Consider the following 20858-nt stretch of genomic DNA (forward strand, 5'->3'; position numbering starts at 1 on the left):
GCCCCTCACTGCCAACCCTCCGCTGTCCTCCGCCCCTCAGCTCTCCTCCGCTTATGGAATTCCTTTTGTTCCTCTGGTCCTGCTCAGATGAGGAGCAGGGTGCCGAAGGGGGATCCAAGCAGGGGCGGGCGGCCGGGGATGCGGTCCTCGTAGAGGCCCGCCAGGCCGGCGTCGGGATGGTACGAGTTCTTCTCGGGCAGGGCGAGGCCGTGGAAGCAGACCTGGGCGCAGAGGTTGGAGACGAGGGCGGCCTCGTCGCCGGCCTTGATCTGGGCGGTGCCGAAGGCGCGTGAGGCGGCCTTGTGGTGGTGGAGGTGCTTGCGGACGCGGTCGAAGAGGCCCGCGTAGGCTTCGAGCGGAAGGGGCGCGCCGAGGCGCTCCAGGCGGTCGAGGGTGGCGAAGATGTGCAGCAGCACCTGGACGGAGAGGCGGGAGGAGGCCGGTTCGTCGCGGAAGCGCGCGTGGATCGCGGCGAAGGCGTCGAGCGGGCCCTGGAGCCGCGTCTTGCTGTAGCCCGCGGCGTGGGCCAGGTGGGTGCCGAAGAGGAGGGTGGTGCCGCGGTCGCCCAGGTCGTAGGGGGCGCAGCGGGCGGCCTCCAGGACGGTGTCCAGGGCCTGGCGGACGAAGCGGTCCATGAGGATGCCCGGCGAGAAGTTGCGCACCCGCGCCGCGTGGGCGAGGACGAGGGCCAGGCGGAAGGACTGGCCGTCGCGCACGCGGGCCTCCGCCAGCACCTCGGTTTGGATGCGCTGGACGGCCTCGAAGAGGCGGATGCGATGTTCGGCCTGGGTCTCGTCGCCCGAGACGCCGCCATCCACGAGGAAGACGTCGGCCGTGTAGGGCAGGTGCCAGCCCGAGGCGGCCACCGTGGGGGGCAGCAGCGCGCGCATGCGCTGGGCCGCGGCGGCCAGGCGGTCGCGGTTGCACCAGAGGTAGGCCTTCTTGGGATCCTCGCGGAAGGCGCGCAGCAGGCGCACGAGGACGCCGATCTTCGCGCGGAGGGGCTGGAGGTCGGCGAAGGCCGGGATGCGGTCGAAGGCCGTGAGCAGGTCCTCGTACTCGCCGACGACGCTGGAAGGGCGGTCCCCCGCGGCCATGCGGCTCATGAGCAGGGTGAGGAGGGCCGAAGGGTCCTCCTTGAAGTGGGGGAAGCTCGGGCCTCGGGCGCCGGTGCCGAAGGCAGCCTGGAGGGCGCCCTCCAGCAGGGCCATGACGGGGGCTTCGGGCAGGGCGGCCTCGCCGGCGGGCGTGAGGCGGAAGTAGCCGAGGCCCTCCACCTGGGTGCCCGGGAGGATCTCCTTCTGGGCCTGGTCGATCTCGCGATCCGTGTCCGCCAGGCGGTCGAGGCAGTCGCGGCCCTCCACCACCAGGTAGTCGAGGATGCGGTCCAGGTGGGGCACCACGTCGCCCGAGGCGCTCACGCCCCTGATCTGGAGCCGGAGGACCTCCAGGTGCGAAAGGAGCTGCACGGCGTCCGGATCGTCGGCCTTGGGCCCCGCAGGCGCACCAATGGGGAACAGGCCCGCCAGCCGCGACTTGGGGGCGAGGCGGCGCTGCAGGCGGTCCACGCAGCCCTTGGCCTCGACGATCTGGCGGTGGGTCTCCTGCAGGGCGGCGTAGCGGCTTTCCAGGCTGGCCTGCTTGGGCCGTTCGTCCTTGAGGATCAGGCCCTGGGCGACCAGGTGGTCGAGGGCCTCGCGGGAGATGGCCTCCGGCGGCACGGACTCCGCGGCGGCCAGCAGCTTCAGGTGATCGAGCCAGGTCGGGGAGGTGTCCATGCGGTGAGGAGCATCCAGGAAAGCGCGGGGCTTGCAGGTCGTCGGCGGGAGAAGGGTAAGGTCCAAGCATAGGCCCAGCGGGAGGCTTTGGAAAAGCGGGTTCACCGCAGAGAGCGCAGAGAACGCGGAGAACGCGGAGAAAAGCTTGGGAAGCCAGGGATGGACACGGATGAGGTCGGTGATGCGACCTCATTCGCGCACATTCGCGTCATTCGCGGTTAAACAAAGGACCCGGCCTGGGGCCGGGTCCTTTGCATTCGTGGTTGTGGGTCTCAGCCGTTGACCTTGACGAACTGCTCCATGAAGTCGACGAGGGTCTTCACGTTGTCCACGGTGACGGCGTTGTAGGTGCTGACGCGGATGCCGCCGACGTCGCGGTAGCCCTTCAGGCCCACCATGCCGGCCTTCTTGGCCTCCTTCACGAACTGATCGTCCAGCTCGGGCGTGGGCAGGAAGAAGTCCACGTTCATGACGCTGCGGTGGGCCTTCTCGGTGACGAAGCCCTTGTAGAAGCCGCTGTGCTTGTCGATGCAGCCGTAGAGCAGCTCGGCCTTCTTCAGGTTGTTGGCTTCGATGGCCTTCAGGCCGCCGATGCTCTTGTTGTAGGCCAGCACGTTGCGCAGGATGTAGATGCCAAACGTCGGCGGGGTGTTGTAGAGGCTGTTCTTCTCGGCGTGGATCTTGAAGCGCAGGTAGCTGGGCAGGTCCTGGGCCTCGCACATCTCGAGGAAGTCCTCGCGGATGATGGTGAGCGTGACGCCCGAGGGGCCGAGGTTCTTCTGGGCGCCGCCGTAGATGAGGCCGAAGGGGCTCACGTCGAAGGGACGCCACATGAAGTCCGAGCTCATGTCGCAGATGTAGGGCACGTTGCCGACCTTGGGAAACTCGTGCCACTGCGTGCCTTCCACCGTGTTGTTCGACGTGAAGTGCACGAAGGCGCTGTCCGGGCCGACCTTGATCTCGTCGGCGTGGGGCAGGCGGCTGAACTTGAGATCCTTGGTGCTGGCGGCCACGCGCACGCGGTCGCCGGCGACGAGCTTGGCTTCCTTGGTGGCCTTCTCCGCCCAGTTGCCCGTGACGATGTAGTCGGCCTTCTTGTCGTTGCGCAGCAGGTTCATGGGGATCATGCCGAAGCTCAGGTGCGCGCCGCCCTGGAGCATGAGAACCTTGTAGTTGTCGGGCAGGCCCATCAGCTCCTTGGTGAGGGCGATGGCCTCCTCGTGCACCGCGTCGTACTCCTTGGAGCGGTGGCTGACTTCCATGACGGACATGCCGGTGCCGGCGAAGTCCAGCAGCTCAGCCTGGGCGCGCTCGAGGGCGGGCAGGGGCAGACCGGCGGGGCCGGCGTAGAAATTGATCACGCGATGGGTCATGGGAACCTCCAAAAGAATGGAACCGCGAATTTCGCGAATGGGCGCGAATGAAAACGGGTTATTGATTCGCGTTCATTCGCGTCATTCGCGGTTTCTTTTAAGCTTTGAAATCCTGAAGGATCAGCACCACCTCGTCGCCGATGCGGCCGAGGTTCTCTTTGGAGCTGGCGCCGATGTGGGGGGCCATGAAGACGTTGGGGGCGCCGAGCAGGGGGCAGTCCGCCGGGGGCGGGTCGCTGGGCCAGACGTCCGTGCCGTAGGCGCGGAGCTTGCCGCTGGTGAGGGCGGCCACCACGTCGGCCTCGACGATGCACTTGCCGCGGCCGGTGTTGATGAGGATGGCGCCATCCTTCATCTTGGCGATGAAGGCGGCGTTGACCATGCCGCGGGTCTCGTCCGTGAGCGGCGTGTGCATGCTGATGACGTCGGCCTTGGCGGCCAGCTCATCGAGGCTCACGAGCTTGGCGATGGGGTGCTCCTTGAGGAAGGGATCGAAGGCGATCACCTCCATGCCGAAGGCCTGGGCGCGCTTGGCGACTTCGCTGGCGATGGCGCCGGCGCCGATGAGGCCGAGGGTCTTCTTGAAAAGCTCCGTGCGCTTCAGCTCGTTCTTGAGGAACTTGCCCTCCTTCATGGAGGTGTGGGCCTCGATGAGGCGCGCGGGGATGGCGACCATGAAGGCCATGGCCATTTCCGCCACGGCCACGCTGCTGGCGCGGGGCGTGTTCACGGCCTTGATGCCCTTTTCGGCGCACACCTTTTTGTCCACGTTGTCCATGCCCACGCCGCCGCGGATGACGAGCTTGAGCTTGGGGGCCCTGGCCACGAGGTCGGCGTCGACCTTGGTCTTCGAACGGACGAGGAGGACCTCGGCCTCGCCGAGGGTGGCCATGTCGGAGCTGACGGTGCCGAAGGCCGCGAGGCGCTCGGGCAGTTTGGCGTCGAAGGCGTCTGCGATGAGGATGTTCATGGTGTCTCCGATCAGCCTTCGTACATCCGGACCAGGAGGCCGGAGCGCAGCTTGGGTTCAAACCAGGTGGACTTGGGGGGCATGACTTCGCCGGCGTCGGCGACGTTCATGAGCTGGGTGAGCGAGGTGGGATAGACGGAGAAGGCCACGGCGTAGCCTTCCTTCACGCGGCGCTCGAGCTCGTCCATGCCGCGGATGCCGCCCACAAAGTCGATGCGGGTGTTGGTGCGGGGATCGTCGATGCCGAGGATCGGGTTGAGCAGGTTCTCCTGGAGGATGCTCACGTCGAGGCCGCGCACGGGATCGCTGGCGGGGAAGCTGCCGGGCTTGGCCTTCAGCTCGTACCAGGTGCCGCCCAAGTACATCCCGAACGTGGTGGGCGCCTGGGCCTCGCGGTGGGTCGATACCGCCACGTCGAACTTCTCGCCGACCTTGGCGAGGAAGGCCTCGGGGCTGAGGCCGTTGAGATCCTTCACGACGCGGTTGTAATCCATGATCTTGAGCTGGTCGTGGGGGAACACGACGGCCATGAAGCTCTCATAGGGCTCGTCGCCGTCCACCGTCAGGCCCTTGGCCTGGGCTTCGGCACGGCGCGCCTGGCCGTAGCGGATGGCGGCGGCGGTGCGGTGGTGCCCGTCGGCGATGTAGAGGGCCTCCACGCCGTTGAAGAGGTGCACCAGTTCGTAGACGACCGTCTCGCCGGAGACGACCCACACGGTGTGGCCGATGCCATCGGGCGTGACCACGTCATAGACCGGCACCTGCTTGCGCACGTCGTTGACGATGTGATCGATGTAGGGCACGGCCTTGTAGGTGAGGAAGACGGGCTCGGCGTTGGCGGCCTGCTCGGTGACGTGGCGGGTGCGGTCGTCCTCCTTGTCCTTGCGGGTGAACTCGTGGCGCTTGATGGTGCCGTTCTCGTACTCGGCCACGGAGCAGAGGCCCACCAGGCCCGCCTGCACGTGGTCGCCCATGCGCTGCTGGTAGACGTAGAGGCAGGGCGTGTTCTCGTGGAACAGCGTGCCGCTCTCGATGAGGCCGCGCAGGTTGGACACGCCCTTGGCGTAGACCTCGTCGGCGTGCACGTCGATGCCCGCGGGCAGGTCGATCTCGGGGCGTCCTACGTGGAGGAAGGAGTGGGGGTTGCCCTTGGCCAGCTCGGCGGCCTCCTGGGTGTTCACCACGTCATAGGGAACGGCGGCCACCTGGGCGGCCAGTTCGGGCCGGGGGCGATACGCGCGGAAGGGCTTCAGCTGGGACATGGACACCTGCCTAGGAAGGGGCCCCCACGGGGCCGCACACGCGCCATTATTCCGTGAGAGGCCCCTTTTCGACGACCCTTTGGTACGCTTTTGACGAAAGTCCTGAAATGTGATATTTTTATAGCCCCTTTCCCCGCAAACGGGGATTTGCGTTGACGGCCCGTCAAAGCGCTCCCGCGGGTGCGGCCGCGTGGGGACGGATCAGGCCTCGCCGAACTCGGGCCGCCGGTTGTCCGTGAGCAGGGCGGCGTTCATGAGCAGTTCGGTGAGGGGCAGGTCGATGGTCTGGTCGACCCGGCAGGTCTCGACGAATTCGATGTCGGGCCGGTCCCAGGTGAGGATCTCATAGGCGGCGGGCAGGCCTTCGTCGGCCTTGTAGGCCGCGTGCACCACCTCGCCGTTCTTCAGGTAGAGCAGGCCCATGCCGGCGTCGGATTTGACCGTGAGGGTGCAGGACTTCTTCTCCCAGCTCAGCAGCTGGAGGATGCTGTTCAGCCCGATGCCGCGGATCATGCCGCTGGGCTCGAACTGGGCCGCGGCGCGGATGGCGTCCATGAGCAGGGTGAGCCGGGGCGGCTTGGTGAGGATGCGGATGGCGCCCAGCTGCAGGGGCGTGTTCAAGTGCTGGCTCGGCTCCAGGCCCGTCATGACGATGATGGGGATCTGGGGGTAGAGGCGGCTGGCCTTGGCGATGAGGTTGAAGCCGTCCATGACGGGCATGTTGAGGTCCGTCACGAGCACGTGCACGGGCTCGTTGCGGAGCATCTCCAGGGCCTGGCCGCCGTTCTCGGCCATGATGATCTTGAAGCCCTGCAGCCCCTTCAACCCGGCCCGGTAGAGGCTCAGGGTGGCGCGGTCATCCTCCACCACCAGCAGGGTCTTGGTGGCCGGGGTGCTGGCGAGGGATTGGGGGCGCGGACGGCTGGGCAGGCTCATAGGCTTGGTTGAGCATACAATCGGCAGGGAATCAGCGCTCCTCTCCTTTTGGCACGCGACGGGCCGGGGCGGGCTCCTTGGCGAGGATGGCCCGGGCCTCGGCGGCGTCGGCGGGACGGCTGGCCTCCCAGTCCAGCACCCAGGGCGGCAGCTCGGCGTCCTCGTAGTCGCGCACTTTCCGGTGCCAGCTCACGAGGCTCTGCACCACGGCTTCGTGGATGTTCTCGGCCCTGGGCGGGATGTGGCCCTCCCAGATGGGCTCCTTGAAGTAGGTGCGCAGGGTCGCTTCGGCGGGTTTGCCCCAAACGGCGTAGGTGCGGTCCAGGGGGCCGCCGATGGGCTTCTGGTTGAGGTTCTCGCCGTAGAGGTAGTAGAAGACGGCGTCGCCGTCGCTCCAATGCCGCAGCACGCCGAAGGCACCCTTGAGCAGCTGGTTCTGCAGGGCCAGGTCCAGGGGCTTGCCGGTCCGGAAATCCCAGGGGCCCACATGGGCGTGGGCGACGGAGGGATAGCCCACCTCGGTGATCATCACGGGCTTGGGCCCCCGGGGGCCGGCGAAGCGGGCCGAGAGCGTGCGGGCCTTGTAGACGATCCACCACCAGGCGTCGCGGATCTGATCGGCGCTGGGGTATTCGTCGTATTTGGCGATGGGATCGTAGGTGTTGATGCCGATGACATCCAGGCAGTCGCCGAAGGTGAAGCTGTCGTGGCTGTCGAAGTTCACGCTGTAGATGAGCTTGCCCTTGTAGACCTTGCGGACCTCGGAGGCCAGGGCCCGCCAACGCTCGGGGAAGGCATGGGTGGAGGCCATCTCCGTGCCGAGGCTGTACCACTCCACGCCGCCCTCCTGGGCCAGGGTCGCCAGCCGCACGTTGAAGGCCGTGTAGTTCTTCCACCAGAGGTCCCAGTCGTCGGGGGCGATGTTGCCGCGCCACCAGTCGGCGTTCTCGGCCTCGTCGCGCATGTTGATGGTGGGGAAGAACATCATGCGCAGGCCGCGCACGTGGGCCTGGTGGAAGGTGCGGCGCAGGCTCTCCTCCGTGGGGCTGGAGGTGGGGTGGCGGTGGATCTCGTTGCTGTGCCCCGTGTCCATGCGGTAGATGGCCTGCAGGCTGACGCAGGTGGCGCCGGTCTCGGCGATGCGGTCCAGCTCCTCGTGGTAGTCGTAGTCCGGCACCCCCGCGTAGAGCCCCAGCACCATGCCGCGCGGCTGGGGCACCAGGGCCTTCCGCCGCATGCGCCGCACGAAGAGCAGGGTGAGGGGCAGGGCGAGGATGGCGATGAGGATGAGGATGCGACGGATCATGCAGGCAACTCCGATGTCCAGCCTAACGGCTGAACCTCGGAGATAGGAACTGCTTCGCAGTTCCATGTTTTTCCAATCTCGCAAACCGCAGGTTTGCGAGCTGGCCGAACCCTAGTTTCGTTCGATCCGTACCTGCACCACCCGCGCGCCTTCCATGCGCAGGACGGTGAGGCGGGCGCCCTCGACCTCGACGATTTCCTGGGCCCGGGGCACGTGGCCGAGGCGGGCCATGATCAGGCCGGCCAGGGTGTCGAAGCCGTTGCGCTCCCAGGCCAGGCCCAGGGTCTGGGCCACGTCGTCCACGTGGGCCTGGCCCGAGACGAACCAGACGCCCGGCGCCTGCTCCACGAGGCCGGCGGGGGCCTCGTGCTCGTCCTGGATCTCGCCGAAGACCTCTTCCAGCAGGTCCTCCATGGTGACCAGGCCCGAGACGCCGCCGAACTCGTCCACCACGAGGGCCAGCTGGGTGCGGGCCCGCTGCAGGTCGCGCAGCAGGTCGGCCACGGGCTTGCTCTCGGGCACGAAATGGGGCGGTTTCAGCAGGGTGGCGAGGGGCAGCTGGGTGCCGTCGGGCAGCTGCATGAGGTCCTTGAGCAGCAGCACGCCGCGCACGTGCTCGATGCTGCCTTCGTAGACGGGCAGCCGGGAATGGCGGCTTTCCGTGAAGGCCTCCCAGGCTTCGCGCAGGCTGGCGTCGATGGGCAGGGCGACGATGCGGGTGCGGGGCGTCATCACTTCGCGCACCACCGTGTCGCCGAAGGAGACGACGTTGCGGATGAGTTCGCGGTCCTCGGCTTCCAGGATGCCCTCGGCCTCGCCTTCCTCCAGCAGCGCCGTCACGGCCTCCTCGGTGGTTTCCTCGTCGTCGTCATCCTTGGCGCGCTCCTCGGCGTGGCGGCGCTCGATCATGCGCGCGAGGGGATCCACCAGGGGGCCGAGCAGGGCCTGGGCGGGGGCGTAGAGCGGGAAGAGCTGCGTCAGCCAGAGGGCGGGATCCCGCGAGGCGAGCAGGGCGGGCAGGAGCAGGTCCAGCAGCCAGAGGCCCACGAACATCAGCAGGCTCAGCGTCCAGGCGCCGCCCGGCAGCGAGGGGTGGAGGGGCCAGAGCAGCAGCAGCAGGATCAACAGCAGCACCCGGTTCCAGAAGCCCAGCCCCATGCCCAGGGCCTGGGGTTTCTCCAGCAGGGCCGCCAGGCGGGAATCGGCGATGGCGCCTTCCTCGAGCAGGCGGCGCCGCTGCAGCGAAGGCACGGCGTGGAAGGCCGACAGCAGGACCGCCATGGCGGCACGGTAGATCAACACCGCGAGGGCGGCGTAGAGGTGCCAGGTCGGGAGGGCGGTGACGCCGATATCAGTCATGATCCGATTCATCTTAGGGCCAATCAGGGCCAACGGGCGCCCCCGGTCCGGCCCGCGCGGGCGGAAGGCCTAAAATAGAGGCAGGAGGTCCCGCCGGTGGCAACGAATGACCTTCTCCTGATCGTGGTCGCCGCCTTTTTCGGCTACCTGCTGCTGGCCATCCGTCAGGACGAGAAGCGCAAGGTGGAGCGGCGGACGCGCGACCTCGGCCCGCCGGGGGACCTCGAACGGCGCTCGATGGAGCGGCGGCTGAGCAGCCCGTCCCTGGTCTGGGCCTTCCGCGCCATGGGCCGGTCCCTGGGCCGGCACCTGGGCGGGCGGCGGCTTTAGCGATTCTCGCTGCGAGCGAGGATCAGCCGGGTGAGGTCGGCCTTGGCTTCCGGGCTCAGCCGCAGCTTCCGGCCCTCGGCTTCGCGGAAGTATTCCTCGGGATCGCGGCAGAGGCCGTCGGGCGTGGGAGTCAGGCCCTTGCGGGCGCGGGCGGCATTCAGGAAGTGGTAGGGCTCCTTGGCCAGCTCGGGGCTCTGCAGGAAGTGGCGGAAGGTCCACCAGCCGCCCAGCACGAACCAGATGCCCAGCAGGGCCACGGCCCGGTGCTGCAGGCGTCGCATGATGTCGGGCGTGTGGCGCACCTTCTGCCAGGCCACGCCCGCCCAGAGGTTGAGCCCGATGACGGCGGCGGTCAGCAGGAGGGTGCCGGTCCAGCCCAGGCTGCCCCAGCCCAGGCCCGTGAGGGCGAGGACGGGCGGCGCGAGCAGCACGCTGAAGAGCAGGTTGAGGTGCAGCATGTAGAGCAGCAGGGATTCGTTGCTGGCAGCCTTGATGGGGTTCGAGCCCGCCCCGTGGGGGCGCACCAGTTCGATGGCGCCCATGAACGACCCGCCGAGGAGGATCCAGCCCAGACGCGCCGCGACGCTGGGCAGGGTGGTGTTGGCGATGGCACCGAGTTCGCTGTAGGTGAAGGCGCCCGCCCGGCCGTGCAGCATCCAGATGCCGTTCTGCTGGATCCACCGGCCGCCCCAGAGCCAGGCCTGCTGGGCCGACGAGCCCCAGGCCAGCAGCCCCGCGCCGATGAGGGCCAGGAGCGCGAGGAACCGGGGTTCGCTCCAGCGGGCCTGGCCGACAGACGCGGTGGTCGGGCTTTGCCCGTCCGCCGCGTGGGGGAGCGCGAGGGGGGACGCAGAGGGTGCGGAGCTGCCGGGCGGTCCACCCTCGCCCCTGATGGCCTCCACGCGCAGGTGGCGGTAGAGGCCGCCGAGGAAGGCGCCGAAGGCGGGGAAGGCGAACCAGGGGAAGAGCGGGAAGAGGGCCTGCACGCCGCGGTCCGCGTTGCCATTGAAGAGCCCGCGGATGGGCAGCCACAGACCGTCCGCGACGCCCGTGGCCCAGAGGTGGGGCGACACCAGGGGCACGAAGAGCGCGAGGATCAGGGCGAGGCCCGTGAAGATCCGCGGGTTTCGCACCAGCCGGGCCAGGCCCTGGAGGATGAGCAGGGAGAAGACGATGCACTGCAGCACGTCGACCTTGAAGAGCTCCCGGGCCTTCTGGGCCGTGTTGAGCACGGTCCAGTCCGCGGCGGTGATGCCGGGCGCGTGCAGGGCGTAGGCGCAGAGCAGGATGAAGCCCAGGCGGCGGGCCGTGTCGGGCCAGAAGGGCCGCAGCGTGCCGTCGGTTCGGAAGGTCGAAATGGCCAGGCTGCATCCCGCGGCCATGGTGAAGCTGGGCGCCACCAGGCCGTTCAGGTAGTTCAACCAGTCCGGGCGCAGCCCCGGGTGCAGCCAGACGTTCACCACGTGCACTTCGATCATCACGATCACCGCCCAGCCCCGCAGCTGGTCGATCCAGTCGCAGCGGCGGGAGGGGGTCAGGTCGTTCCATAAACTCATGACTCGAACTCCCATGTCCTGAGGCTTTTCATCACTGTCCATCACCGTTCATCACCGGTTCCATGTTTTCCACAGCTCTGCTGTCACTCCGGTCCAGCATCAGGCGGCGGATTTGGATCCTTGGTTTGTCGAAGTTCATCAGCAGGCAGATTTTCAATCCGGTGGCTTTGAGGTAGTTCAGGCATTGGGCCAGATGGACGTCATCGAGGTCCCGGCAGGCTTTGAGCTCGACGAGGACCTGGTCTTCAATAAGCAGATCAGCCACATACTCACCCACCTTCACCCCGTCGTAGTGGACGACGATGCTGTGCTGCTGGGAGAGGTTGAACCCTGCCTTCCTGAGTTCATGAACCAGGGCGTTCTCGTAGACCTTCTCCAGGAAACCCGGGCCAAGCTCATTGGCCACGCGGTAGGCGCAGCCGATGATCCTGGATGTGAGTGGGTCGTCTTCTGGCATGGAAGGCTAAAAGAATGGAACCGGTGATGAACGGTGATGGACAGTGATAAAAAAACTGAATATCGATGTTTATTTAACGGGCCTGGTTCCGCATGACGCTGTGCCTCCTGCCATAGGCGAAGTAGATGACGAAGCCGAGGGCGAGCCAGGCGATGAGGCGCCACCAGTTGGCCACGGGCAACGAGAACATCAGCATGAGACAGGTGAGCACGCCCATGATGGGCACGAAGGGCACCCAGGGGCAGCGAAAGGGGCGCTCGGCTTCGGGGTGCTTCTTGCGCATGATCAGCACGGCGGCGCAGACGATGACGAAGGCCAGCAGGGTGCCGATGTTGGCCAGGTGCAGCAGGGCGTCGATGGGCAGGAAGCCCGCCAGGGCGCCGACGAAGGTGCCCACGAGCATGGTGGACTTCCAGGGGGTGCGGAACTTGGGGTGCACGTCGCCGAAGGTGGCCTTGGGGAGCAGGCCGTCGCGGGCCATGGCGAGGAAGACGCGGGGGCCGCTGAGCATCATGACGAGCAGCACGGAGGTGATGCCGCTGACGCCCGCCGTGGCGATGAGGCCCTCGGCCCAGCCGATGCCCTTCTGCTTGAAGGCGGTGGACACGGGGGCGTTGATGTCGAGCTGGTCGAACTTCACCATGCCCGTGAGCACGGCCACCACGGCGATGTAGAGCAGGGTGCAGACGAGCAGCGAGACGATGATGCCGATGGGCACGTCGCGCTGGGGGTTCTTGGCCTCTTCAGCGTGGGTCGAGACCGAATCGAAGCCGATGTAGGCGAAGAAGATGATGGCCGCGCCGGCCATGGTGCCGATGGGCGCGCCGCCGCCGTCCACCATGCCCGCCACGCGGTGTCCGAAGAAGCTGATGCCGGTCCAGCCGAAGGGTGCGAAGGGGTGCCAGTTGGTGGTGTTGATGAAGAAGGCGCCCACGCCGATGACGAAGAGCACGGCCGCGACCTTGATGGCCACCATGACACCGTTGAAGGTGGCGCTCTCCTTGATGCCCTTCACGAGGATGGCCGTGATGATGGCCACGATGATCAGGGCGGGCAGGTTCATCACGGCGCCGGTCGAGGCGAAGTGGCCCGTGGCCGGATCGTACTTCCAGGGCGATTCACTCAGGAGCTTGGGAATGTGGATGCCGATCTTGCTTACGGCACTCTGGAAATAGGCGCTCCATCCCGTCGCCACGGCCGCGCTCGATACGCCGTATTCGAGAATGAGATCCCAGCCGATGATCCAGGCGAAGAGTTCGCCCAGGGTGGCGTAGGCATAGGTGTAGGCCGATCCCGCCACGGGCACCATGGCGGCGAATTCCGCGTAGCAGAGCGCGGCGAAGATGCAGGTGATGCCGGCGATGACGTAGGAGAGCATCAGCGAGGGGCCCGCAATGTTGTGGGCCGCCGCGCCCGTGGCCACGAAGATGCCCGCCCCGATGATGGCGCCCACGCCTAGGGCCGTGAGCTGCACGGGTCCGAGGACGCGGCGCAGGCGGTTCTCGCCCTTGGCCTCTTCGAGGAGCAGGGCCAGGGGCTTGCGCGCAAAGATCTGCGAAGTCGGGCTTGAATCGTTCGACATGAACACAACTCCATGCGATCCGGGGGATGGGTCCCGGAAGGGATTCCAGGGGATGGGCCAGGGGGGCTTCCGGCGATCCTAGCAGATAAGATGGCCCATGCTTCCGGCCTCCCTTCGATCGCACCTGGCCCGAACCGCGGCCCGGACGCGGGGTTCCCTGCTCCTCTGCCGGGGCTGCCTTGGCCCGGTGGGCGAGGGATCCGAAGCCGGGCTGTGCGCCCGCTGTTGGGATGGGCTGCGACCCTTGTCAAACAACCGCTGCCCGCGCTGCGCCCTGGTGCATGGCGACGAAGCCTGCCCCGAGGCCACGGCCTGGGAGCTGGGCGACGCGCTCTGGGACTACCACGGCGGACGCCCGCCCCTGGGGGCCCTGCTGCTGCCGGGCATCAAGCAGGGCGAGGCCGGCTGGCGCCAGGCCCTGCTGGGCCGCGTGGCAAAGGCTCCGCTGCCCGCCTGGGCGGCTGAGGTGGACGCCGTGACCGCCGCGCCCAGCACGCTCCACCGGCGGTGGCTGCGGGGCTTCGATCTCGGAGGAGAGGCGGGTCGCCTGATTGCCGGGCGCCTGGGTCGCCCCTTCGAGGCGACGCTCACGAAGGGCTGGCTCGCGGGCCGTCAGGCCGCACGGACCGAAAGCGAACGGCGGCGCCTGCGCCGCAGGGCCATCGCGCTGCGCCGGGGCTGTCTTCCGCGGGGCATCATCCTGTTGGTGGACGACGTGTGGACCACCGGCACCACCCTGTTGCGCTGCGCCCAGGCCCTGATGGAAGGTGGCGCCGGCGAGGTGCGCGTGCTGACGCTGTTCCGGGCGCTGTAGGTGCGCCAGATTTAGACAGGGAATTTCGAGAAAGGAATTTTTGAAGCAGAGGAGAGCGGAGAGGCGGAGGAAAGCGGAGAAAAATCAGGAGCCACGAGGCGTTTCTCAGCTCTCCTCCGCTCCTCCGTTTTACTCTGCTTATTCCATTCCTTTGATCCTTGTTCCGGATGGCTCCTATCGGATCGGCACGGGGCCTTTGGCGGCGCGGGCGTACGAGGCGGGCCAGGGGACTTCGGCGCCGAGTTGCTGGGCCGCGCGCAGGGGCCAGCGCGGGTTGCGCAGCAGCTCGCGGGCGAGCAGGACGAGGTCGGCGGAGCCTTCCGCGAGGATGCGCTCGGCCTGGTCGGGTTCGGTGATGAGGCCCACGGCGCCCGTGGGCAGGCCGGCTTCGGCGCGGATGCGGGCGGCGAAGGGCACCTGGTAGCCGGGGCCCAGGGGGATCTTCGCCAGGGGGGACAGGCCGCCGGAGGAGCAGTCGACGAGGTCCACACCGAGGGCTTTGAGTTCCTTCGAGAGCGCCACGGACTGATCGAGATCCCAACCGCCCTCCACCCAGTCCGTGGCCGAAAGGCGCACGAAGAGCGGCAGGTTCGCGGGCCAGGCGGCCCTCAGGTCGGTCGTGATTTCGCGGAGCAGGCGCGTGCGGTTCTCGAAGCTGCCGCCGTAGGCATCGCTGCGATGGTTGGAGAGGGGCGAGAGGAACTGATGCAGCAGGTAGCCGTGGGCGGCGTGCAGTTCCACCACCCGGAAACCCGCATGCAGGGCCCGTTTCGCGGCATCGACGAAGGCCTGCCGGATGCCTGCGAGGCCCTCGGCATCCAGGGCCGTGGGCATCGTCCAGGAGGCCTCGAAGGGTAGGGCGCTGGGCGCCACGGGGGTCCAGCCTCCGGCCGAGATGGGAATGCTGCCGCTGCCTCGCCAGGGCGCGTGGGTCGAGGCCTTGCGTCCCGCGTGGGCCAGTTGAATGCCGGGCACGGCGCCCTGGGAGGCGATGAAGCGCACGATGGGCGCCAGGGCTTCGGCCTGCTCGTCGTTCCAGATGCCCAGATCCTCGGGGCTGATGCGGCCCTCGGGCAGGACGGCCGCGGCTTCCGTCAGCACGAGCCCCGCTCCGCCCTGGGCCAGGCCCCCCAGGTGGACGAGGTGCCAGTCATTGGGCAGCCCTGCCTGCGCCTGGTACTGGCACATGGGCGAGACGGCGATGCGGTTGGGCAGGCTGAGGCCGCGGAGGGTGAGGGGTTCGAAGAGGTGGACCATGGGGACTCCGGGCTCAGAATGGGGCCCCTTCCCCATTCTGAGATAGGGTAAGGCGCGAGGTGGTCGGTGGACGATCCAATCCGGATCTGGATGGACGATCGGGAGGCCCGGGGATCGGGCATTGCGAACTTGTTCGCGGATATGAAGGACGTGTCACTCGCGGTGAAACGGCTCCGGGTGGGGGATTACGTGATTGAAGGCAAGGCCGTGCTGGAGCGGAAGCGGGTGCCGGACTTTTTGGGGAGCCTGTTTGACGGGAGGCTTTTCGCGCAGGCCAAACGATTGGCCGATTCTCCATTGCGAGCCTTCCTCATTCTGGAAGGTCCGGCTTCGGAGTGGACTCACCGCCACATCCAACGAGAGTCCGTCCAAGGCGCCATGCTCACGCTATCGGTGGTGTTCGGTATCCCAGTGCTGCGATCCCAGGGCGAAGAGGAGACTGCACGGTTGATCCGGTACACGGCCCGGCAGCTCCAGGCCACGTCTTCGGCCCCGCCGAAACGTCCAGGGCGCAGGCCCGTCGGTAAAGGGGCCATCCAACTACGGGTGCTGACGAGTTTTCCGCGGATTGGATCGAAGCGCGCCCTGCGCCTCATCGAGCATTTCGGGACCCTTGAACACATGATGGCCGCCACCTGCGCGGAACTGGCCGCTGTTCCAGGCATCGGCAAGCGAACGGCCCAGTCCATTCACTGGGCCGTTCACGAAGACTCTTTGCCTTACCGCGTGTGAATCGTGGGGCCAGCCCCGCGATTCACACGTGCGCCAGCACCTTCAGCGCCTTCTCGACCTCGCCCTTCAACTGGCCGGGCTTCACTTCGGCCAGGTCGTAGGTGGCGCGGATCATGGGCTTGTTGACCTTGAGCACGCGGGTGATGTCGATGGGCGTGGCCGAGAGCACGACGTCGCAGGGGGTGGCGTCGATGGTCTTCTCCAGATCCTTCACCTGGGCATCGCCGTAGCCCATGGCGGGCAGGATGCCCTGGGCATTGGGGTACTTCCGGTAGGTGGCGGCGATGGAGGCCACGGCGTAGGGCAGGGGGTCGACGATGCGGGCGGCGCCGCAGTTCTTGGCTGCGACCACACCGGCGCCGTAGGTCATGGAGCCGTGGGTGAGCGTCGGGCCGTCCTCGATGACGAGCACGTTCTTGCCCTTGATCATCTCGGGCTTGGCGCAGGATACCGGGCTGTTGGCGCGGATCACGACGGCCTTGGGATTGAGTTTCGCGGCGGCGGCCTCGATGCCCTTGATGTCGAGTTCCTTGGCGGAGTCGCACTTGTTGATGACGATGACGTCGGCGCGGCGGAAGTTGGCTTCGCCGGGATGGTAGATGGACTCGTGGCCCGGGCGCAGGGGATCGGCGATGACGATGTGCAGGTCGCAGGCGTAGAAGGGCAGGTCGTTGTTGCCGCCGTCCCAGAGGATGACGTCGGCTTCCTTCTCGGCGTTGCGGATGATCTGCTCGTAGTCCACGCCCGAGTAGATGACGAAGCCGTTGTCGATGTGCGGTTCGTACTCCTCGCGCTCCTCGATGGTGCACTTGTGCTTGTCGAGGTCGCTGTAGTCGGCGAAGCGCTGGCAGGCCTGCTTGGCGAGGTCGCCGTAGGGCATGGGGTGGCGGATGGCCACCACCTTCTTGCCCAGGCCCTTCAGGATGTTGCTGATGTAGCGCGTGGTCTGGCTCTTGCCCGCGCCCGTGCGCACGGCCGTGATGGCGATGACCGGCACCTTGGACTTGATCATCGTCTTGTCGGCGCCCAGCAGCTCGAAGTCCACGCCCAGGGCGATGCACTGGCTGGCCAGGTGCATGACCGTTTCGTGGGTCACGTCTGAGTAGGAGAACACCGCCACGTCGGGCTTCTCGCGCTTGATGACCTCCGTCAGCTCGGATTCATCGAAGATGGGGATGCCGTTGGGATACAGCTTGCCGGCCAGTTCGGCCGGGTAGCGGCGCCCCGCGATATCGGGAATCTGGGTGGCGGTGAAGGCCACCACCTGGTAGTCCGGGTTGTCCCGGTACACCGTATTGAAGTTGTGGAAGTCGCGTCCGGCGGCTCCCAGGATCAGCACTCGTCGTGTCGCCATGACACTATGCCTTTCGGTCCAGCGGGAGGCCGACACGCTCGGTGGTGGCAGTCCTGGCCATCCGCGACCCAGGGAGGATAGCCCCCTTCATGGGCCGATGAAAACGGGAATGTGGCCTGAATCACAGGCCTCGAAGCGTCTATGCTTTTCCCATGCCAATTCCTCCTGTCCTCTCGGCCTTTTTTCGACGCTGGCGCCGGCTCATCCTTGTCCTGACGGGCATCTACGCCCTCTGGCTGCTGGTGGGGTTCTTCCTCATCCCGGCCCTGGTCCGCCCCCGCCTCGAGCAGGCGGCGACCAAGGCCCTAAAGCGCCCCGTCACGGTGGCGAAGCTGGGCTTCAACCCCTTCACCTTCGGCACCACCCTGCAGGGCCTGCGGGTGGCGGAGCCGGGCGGCGGCGACTGGATCACCCTCCGACGCCTCTACGTGAATTACGACGTGTGGCGCCTGCTGCGGCACACCCTGGCCTTCTCACGCATCGAGGTGGAGGGCCTGCTGGTGAAGACTTCGCTGGATGGATCGGGCCGCCTCAACTTCCAGGACCTGCTGGAAGAAGAAGGTCCGAAGGAGCCTGAATCCAAGGAGGCCTCCACCTGGATCCTGGACGTCGGCCGCTTCCAGATGACCGAAGGGCGCCTCGACTTCTCGGATCGTTCGGCGGCCTCGCCCTTCCACACGGTCGTCGGCCCCATCGCCTTTCAGGTGGATCACATCCGCACCGAGGTGGGCCACCGCAGCGGCGTCTCCCTGGAGGCCTGGACCGAAGCCAAGGAGCACCTGGCCTGGAGGGGCGACCTCAGCCTCCAGCCCTTGAGTTCTAAGGGCAGCCTGCTCATCGAGAACCTCTCCCTGCCCAAGTACCGGCCCTACGAGCAGGAGCAGGTCTCCAGCGAGATCCGCAGCGGCACCGCCAGCCTGCACGCCCAGTACCGCTTCGCCTGGGGGAAGGAGCATCGCGAGGTCGGCTTGTCGGACCTGGGCTTCACGCTGAAGGGGCTGAAGGTGGGCGAGCGCGGCGTCGCCGAGTCCGCCGTGGAACTGCCGCTGCTGGAGATCTCGGAGGGTCGCGCCGACCTGCTGGCGCCCTCGGTGGAGCTGGGGGCCATCCGCGCGGAAGGCGGCGTGGTGCGCCTTCAGAAGGCCAAGGACGGCAGCCTCAACCTGGCCCGCATCTTCAAACCGATCAAACCCAAGGAGAAGAAGGAGGACGAAAAGCCCCTTCAGATGCTCGTTCGCGAGCTGGCGCTGAAGGGTTTCCAGCTTGGATGGGAGGACCAATCCCTGGCCCGTCCCGCGAAGACCGAGGTCAAGGATCTGAACCTGCACTGGCACGGGCTGTCGCTGGATCCGGCGGCCTCCAGCACGGTGGCCCTGGATCTGAAGGTGGGAGAGGGTTCGCTATCGGCGGAAGGCAGCCTGGCCCCGCTCAAGACGGCGGGTGATCTGAAATTGAAGCTCGCGGGCCTGGCCCTGAGCCCCTTCGATCCCTACCTGGATTCGGCCCTGGACCTGCGGATCGCCTCGGGCCAGGTGGGCGCCGAGGGCCGCGTGCGCTTCGCTTTTGAAGGCCGCAAATCGGACGGTCTGACCTATCAGGGCGGGGCCTCCGTGCAGGGCCTGGAGGTGCGCGACGCCAAGCTGGGCGAAGCCTTCCTCCGCTGGAAGCAGCTCAAGGTCGCGGGCGCGGATGTCCACACGGCGCCCCTGGCCCTGGCCATCCAAGCCGTGGACTGGACGGACATCGAAGGCCGCCTCGTCGTGCAGCCCGACGGCAGCACCAACGTAGCCCGAGCCCTGCGCTTGGAAACAACCCCCAAGGAGGGCGCGAAGCCTGCGCCCGTGACGGCCTCGGCCCTGCCCGCCACGCCGGCCTCGGCGCCCGATATCAGCATCACGAAGCTGGGGATTTCGGGCGGGCGCCTGAGCTTCATCGACCGCTCGCTGCAGCCCAACGCCGCCCTCGTGCTCAGCGATCTGGAGGGCTCGTACCTGGGCCTGTCCAGCCGTCCCGACGTGGCCTCCAAGGTGCTCTTCAAGGGCAAGGCGGGCGGTCTCGCGCCCATCACCATCTCGGGCCACGCCATGCCCCTGCGCAACGATCTGGATACGGACGTGGCCCTGAAGATCCAGGGCGCCGATCTCACGGACTTCACGCCCTACACGGGCAAGTACCTGGGCTACACCGTGCAGAAGGGCAAGCTGGACGTGGACGCCCGCCTGCGCATCGACCACCGCAACCTGAAATCCGAAAACGCCGTGAAGCTCGACCAGTTCTACCTGGGCGACAAGGTGCAGAGCCCCGACGCCACGGGCCTGCCCGTGAAGCTGGGGCTGGCAATACTACGCGATCGCAGGGGCGTCATCGCCTTCGACCTGCCCATCGAAGGCAGCCTCGACGATCCCGACGTGAAGTACGGCAAGCTCGTGTGGAAGGCCATCTTCGGCCTGCTCGGCAAGATCGCCGCCTCGCCCTTCACGCTGATCGGCAACCTCTTCGGTTCGGATGCCGGCGACCTCAGCAGCCTGGGCTTCACGCCGGGTTCAAAGGCCCTGGATGCGGCGGCGACGACCAAGTTGCAGGCCCTCGCCAAGGCGCTGCAGGAGCGGCCGGAACTGCGGCTGGAGGCCGAGGGTGCCGTGGATGCCGATCAGGATGGCGCGGCCCTGCGCAAGGCCGCGCTGGAAACCCTGCTGCGGCAGACGCGGATGAAGGCCCTCAAGCTGGCGGAGGAATCACCGGTGCCCGCCGCCGAGCGGGAGCGCTGGATCGGCGCGGCCTTTGAAACAGCCTTCCCCCAGCCCCCGACGCCGAAGGGCGCCAAGCCCGCGCCGCCGCCACCACCCGCGGAAATGGAGCAGCGCCTGCTGGGCACCCTGAAGGTGGAAGCCGTCGACCTCGACCAGTTGGCCGATGGCCGGGTGAAGGCCGTGCTCGGCTGGCTGCTCAACACCGCCAAGGCCGATCCCGAGCGCGTCTTCGAGGTGCAGACCGGCAAGGCCAAGGGCCCGGCCGTGGTCTTCTCGCTGAAATAGGAAGCCATCCGGAGCATCGGCTGCCTGGCACAGGGCTGTGCAGACACCGATGCTTCCGAGGGGTACCATGGCCGCACAGTCATCCATCCGGCCGGGGCAGCCAGTGCCCTATTTCCTTGAGGACGCTGGATTCAGAACTCGATCGGGAGGCGCACCACCAGATGAGCAGATGTCGGGGAGCGGGGGCTGGACAGGGGAGACGGGGCCTTGCAGGCATCCTCCTTCTGGCCCTGCCCTGGACGCCGGCCCTGTCAGCAGGGGCGCCCGAGGCGTATCTGCGGCCCCAGGCTTTTGAGGAATACGAAACGCGGGCCGCCCTCCTCCTATCGGTGGCCAAGTTCACCGAATGGCCCGGGGAGGCTTTCCGGGAAGGAGATGCCTTCGTCATCGGGGTGCTGGGCGAGAGTCCCATCGCCGCGGCCCTGGAACAGATGTCCGGCCTCACGCTGCAAGGCCGGAAGGTGGTGGTTCGTCGCTTCCGAAGCAGTTCCGAGCTGCAAGCCTGCCATGTCCTCTACTTCGCGCGGGCAGAGGAACGGTCCATGGCCCAACTCAAGGACAGGCTGGCCTCCCGCTACGTTCTCACCATCGGGGAAACCAGCTTCTTCCTGGGCTTCGGGGGCGCCATCCAGCTCTTCCGCGAGGAGGGCGGGCGGCTCCGCTTCGTGCTCAACCGGTCGGCCCTCGACCAATCCCGCCTGCGGGTCGCCCCCCAGGTCCAGAAGTTCGCCAAACAAATCTACATCCAACCCTAAAT

General features: G+C 67.3%; 17 protein-coding genes. 5 read left to right on the forward strand and 12 right to left on the reverse strand.

Annotated features, from left to right (window positions below; genetic code table 11):
• Window positions 1-83: 83 nt before the first annotated feature.
• The 7 genes from QSJ34_RS11325 to QSJ34_RS11355 all read right to left on the reverse strand — a co-directional run bounded on the left by QSJ34_RS11325 (window position 84) and on the right by QSJ34_RS11355 (window position 8984).
• Window positions 84-1778, reverse strand: coding sequence for a hypothetical protein (locus QSJ34_RS11325; RefSeq protein WP_285575239.1), 1695 nt, complete (start codon window positions 1776-1778; stop codon window positions 84-86).
• Window positions 1779-2050: 272 nt separating this feature from the next.
• The gene (gene serC, locus QSJ34_RS11330; RefSeq protein ID WP_285575240.1) at window positions 2051-3151 is read right to left on the reverse strand and encodes a 3-phosphoserine/phosphohydroxythreonine transaminase; all 1101 of its coding nucleotides are present in this window, start codon (window positions 3149-3151) and stop codon (window positions 2051-2053) included.
• 97 nt (window positions 3152-3248) lie between these two features.
• Window positions 3249-4121 (reverse strand): NAD(P)-dependent oxidoreductase, encoded by an 873-nt coding sequence (locus QSJ34_RS11335; protein WP_285575241.1) that lies wholly within the window; start codon window positions 4119-4121, stop codon window positions 3249-3251.
• Between the two features lie 11 nt (window positions 4122-4132).
• Window positions 4133-5383: a DUF1015 domain-containing protein gene (locus QSJ34_RS11340; protein ID WP_285575243.1), complete on the reverse strand. Its 1251-nt coding sequence runs from the start codon at window positions 5381-5383 to the stop codon at window positions 4133-4135.
• 201 nt (window positions 5384-5584) lie between these two features.
• The gene (locus QSJ34_RS11345; RefSeq protein ID WP_285575245.1) at window positions 5585-6319 is read right to left on the reverse strand and encodes a response regulator; all 735 of its coding nucleotides are present in this window, start codon (window positions 6317-6319) and stop codon (window positions 5585-5587) included.
• Between the two features lie 31 nt (window positions 6320-6350).
• Complete coding sequence (locus QSJ34_RS11350; RefSeq protein ID WP_285575247.1) at window positions 6351-7625, reverse strand: glycoside hydrolase family 113; 1275 nt, start codon at window positions 7623-7625, stop codon at window positions 6351-6353.
• Window positions 7626-7736: 111 nt separating this feature from the next.
• Window positions 7737-8984: a hemolysin family protein gene (locus tag QSJ34_RS11355; protein WP_285575250.1), complete on the reverse strand. Its 1248-nt coding sequence runs from the start codon at window positions 8982-8984 to the stop codon at window positions 7737-7739.
• Between the two features lie 96 nt (window positions 8985-9080).
• Here QSJ34_RS11355 and QSJ34_RS11360 point away from each other — a divergent pair, with 96 nt between their 5' ends.
• Entirely contained in the window at window positions 9081-9314 is a 234-nt protein-coding gene (locus QSJ34_RS11360; protein ID WP_285575252.1) for a hypothetical protein, read from the forward strand.
• Here the strand turns inward: QSJ34_RS11360 and QSJ34_RS11365 are convergent.
• The 3 genes from QSJ34_RS11365 to QSJ34_RS11375 all read right to left on the reverse strand — a co-directional run bounded on the left by QSJ34_RS11365 (window position 9311) and on the right by QSJ34_RS11375 (window position 12909).
• Window positions 9311-10870, reverse strand: coding sequence for a heparan-alpha-glucosaminide N-acetyltransferase domain-containing protein (locus QSJ34_RS11365; protein ID WP_285575254.1), 1560 nt, complete (start codon window positions 10868-10870; stop codon window positions 9311-9313). The genes QSJ34_RS11360 and QSJ34_RS11365 overlap by 4 nt on opposite strands.
• Before the next feature lie 31 nt (window positions 10871-10901).
• On the reverse strand, window positions 10902-11327 hold the full coding sequence (locus QSJ34_RS11370) for a GxxExxY protein (protein ID WP_285575256.1): 426 nt from the start codon (window positions 11325-11327) through the stop codon (window positions 10902-10904).
• Between the two features lie 73 nt (window positions 11328-11400).
• Entirely contained in the window at window positions 11401-12909 is a 1509-nt protein-coding gene (locus tag QSJ34_RS11375) for an amino acid permease (RefSeq protein WP_285575258.1), read from the reverse strand.
• A gap of 244 nt (window positions 12910-13153) precedes the next feature.
• On the opposite strand from QSJ34_RS11375, the gene QSJ34_RS11380 reads away from it, so the two are divergent.
• A complete protein-coding gene (locus QSJ34_RS11380) occupies window positions 13154-13723 on the forward strand; it encodes a ComF family protein (protein WP_285575260.1) in 570 nt (189 codons plus the stop codon).
• 174 nt (window positions 13724-13897) lie between these two features.
• Here QSJ34_RS11380 and QSJ34_RS11385 read toward each other — a convergent pair whose 3' ends face one another.
• Window positions 13898-14980: an NADH:flavin oxidoreductase/NADH oxidase gene (locus tag QSJ34_RS11385; RefSeq protein ID WP_285575262.1), complete on the reverse strand. Its 1083-nt coding sequence runs from the start codon at window positions 14978-14980 to the stop codon at window positions 13898-13900.
• 66 nt (window positions 14981-15046) lie between these two features.
• On the opposite strand from QSJ34_RS11385, the gene QSJ34_RS11390 reads away from it, so the two are divergent.
• Window positions 15047-15712 carry an ERCC4 domain-containing protein gene (locus tag QSJ34_RS11390; protein ID WP_285575264.1) on the forward strand — a complete coding sequence of 222 codons (666 nt, stop codon included), beginning with the start codon at window positions 15047-15049 and terminating at the stop codon, window positions 15710-15712.
• Between the two features lie 22 nt (window positions 15713-15734).
• Here the strand turns inward: QSJ34_RS11390 and QSJ34_RS11395 are convergent, their stop codons facing one another.
• On the reverse strand, window positions 15735-17066 hold the full coding sequence (locus tag QSJ34_RS11395) for a cyclic 2,3-diphosphoglycerate synthase (RefSeq protein WP_285575266.1): 1332 nt from the start codon (window positions 17064-17066) through the stop codon (window positions 15735-15737).
• Between the two features lie 152 nt (window positions 17067-17218).
• Here QSJ34_RS11395 and QSJ34_RS11400 point away from each other — a divergent pair, with 152 nt between their 5' ends.
• A complete protein-coding gene (locus tag QSJ34_RS11400; protein ID WP_285575269.1) occupies window positions 17219-20101 on the forward strand; it encodes a DUF748 domain-containing protein in 2883 nt (960 codons plus the stop codon).
• A gap of 161 nt (window positions 20102-20262) precedes the next feature.
• Entirely contained in the window at window positions 20263-20856 is a 594-nt protein-coding gene (locus QSJ34_RS11405; protein WP_285575271.1) for a YfiR family protein, read from the forward strand.
• The last annotated feature ends 2 nt before the right edge of the window (window positions 20857-20858 follow it).

The organism is Geothrix limicola, assembly GCF_030268085.1.
Lineage (GTDB): Bacteria > Acidobacteriota > Holophagae > Holophagales > Holophagaceae > Geothrix > Geothrix limicola.

Bases quoted from the DNA above. Each gene is read 5' to 3' on its own strand.
- QSJ34_RS11325 (WP_285575239.1), bottom strand. From the start codon at position 1,778: ATGGACACCTCCCCGACCTGGCTCGATCACCTGAAGCTGCTGGCCGCC.
- serC (WP_285575240.1), bottom strand. From the start codon at position 3,151: ATGACCCATCGCGTGATCAATTTCTACGCCGGCCCCGCCGGTCTGCCC.
- QSJ34_RS11335 (WP_285575241.1), bottom strand. From the start codon at position 4,121: ATGAACATCCTCATCGCAGACGCCTTCGACGCCAAACTGCCCGAGCGC.
- QSJ34_RS11340 (WP_285575243.1), bottom strand. From the start codon at position 5,383: ATGTCCCAGCTGAAGCCCTTCCGCGCGTATCGCCCCCGGCCCGAACTG.
- QSJ34_RS11345 (WP_285575245.1), bottom strand. From the start codon at position 6,319: ATGAGCCTGCCCAGCCGTCCGCGCCCCCAATCCCTCGCCAGCACCCCG.
- QSJ34_RS11350 (WP_285575247.1), bottom strand. From the start codon at position 7,625: ATGATCCGTCGCATCCTCATCCTCATCGCCATCCTCGCCCTGCCCCTC.
- QSJ34_RS11355 (WP_285575250.1), bottom strand. From the start codon at position 8,984: ATGACTGATATCGGCGTCACCGCCCTCCCGACCTGGCACCTCTACGCC.
- QSJ34_RS11365 (WP_285575254.1), bottom strand. From the start codon at position 10,870: ATGAGTTTATGGAACGACCTGACCCCCTCCCGCCGCTGCGACTGGATC.
- QSJ34_RS11370 (WP_285575256.1), bottom strand. From the start codon at position 11,327: ATGCCAGAAGACGACCCACTCACATCCAGGATCATCGGCTGCGCCTAC.
- QSJ34_RS11375 (WP_285575258.1), bottom strand. From the start codon at position 12,909: ATGTCGAACGATTCAAGCCCGACTTCGCAGATCTTTGCGCGCAAGCCC.
- QSJ34_RS11385 (WP_285575262.1), bottom strand. From the start codon at position 14,980: ATGGTCCACCTCTTCGAACCCCTCACCCTCCGCGGCCTCAGCCTGCCC.
- QSJ34_RS11395 (WP_285575266.1), bottom strand. From the start codon at position 17,066: ATGGCGACACGACGAGTGCTGATCCTGGGAGCCGCCGGACGCGACTTC.
- QSJ34_RS11400 (WP_285575269.1), top strand. From the start codon at position 17,219: ATGCCAATTCCTCCTGTCCTCTCGGCCTTTTTTCGACGCTGGCGCCGG.
- QSJ34_RS11405 (WP_285575271.1), top strand. From the start codon at position 20,263: ATGAGCAGATGTCGGGGAGCGGGGGCTGGACAGGGGAGACGGGGCCTT.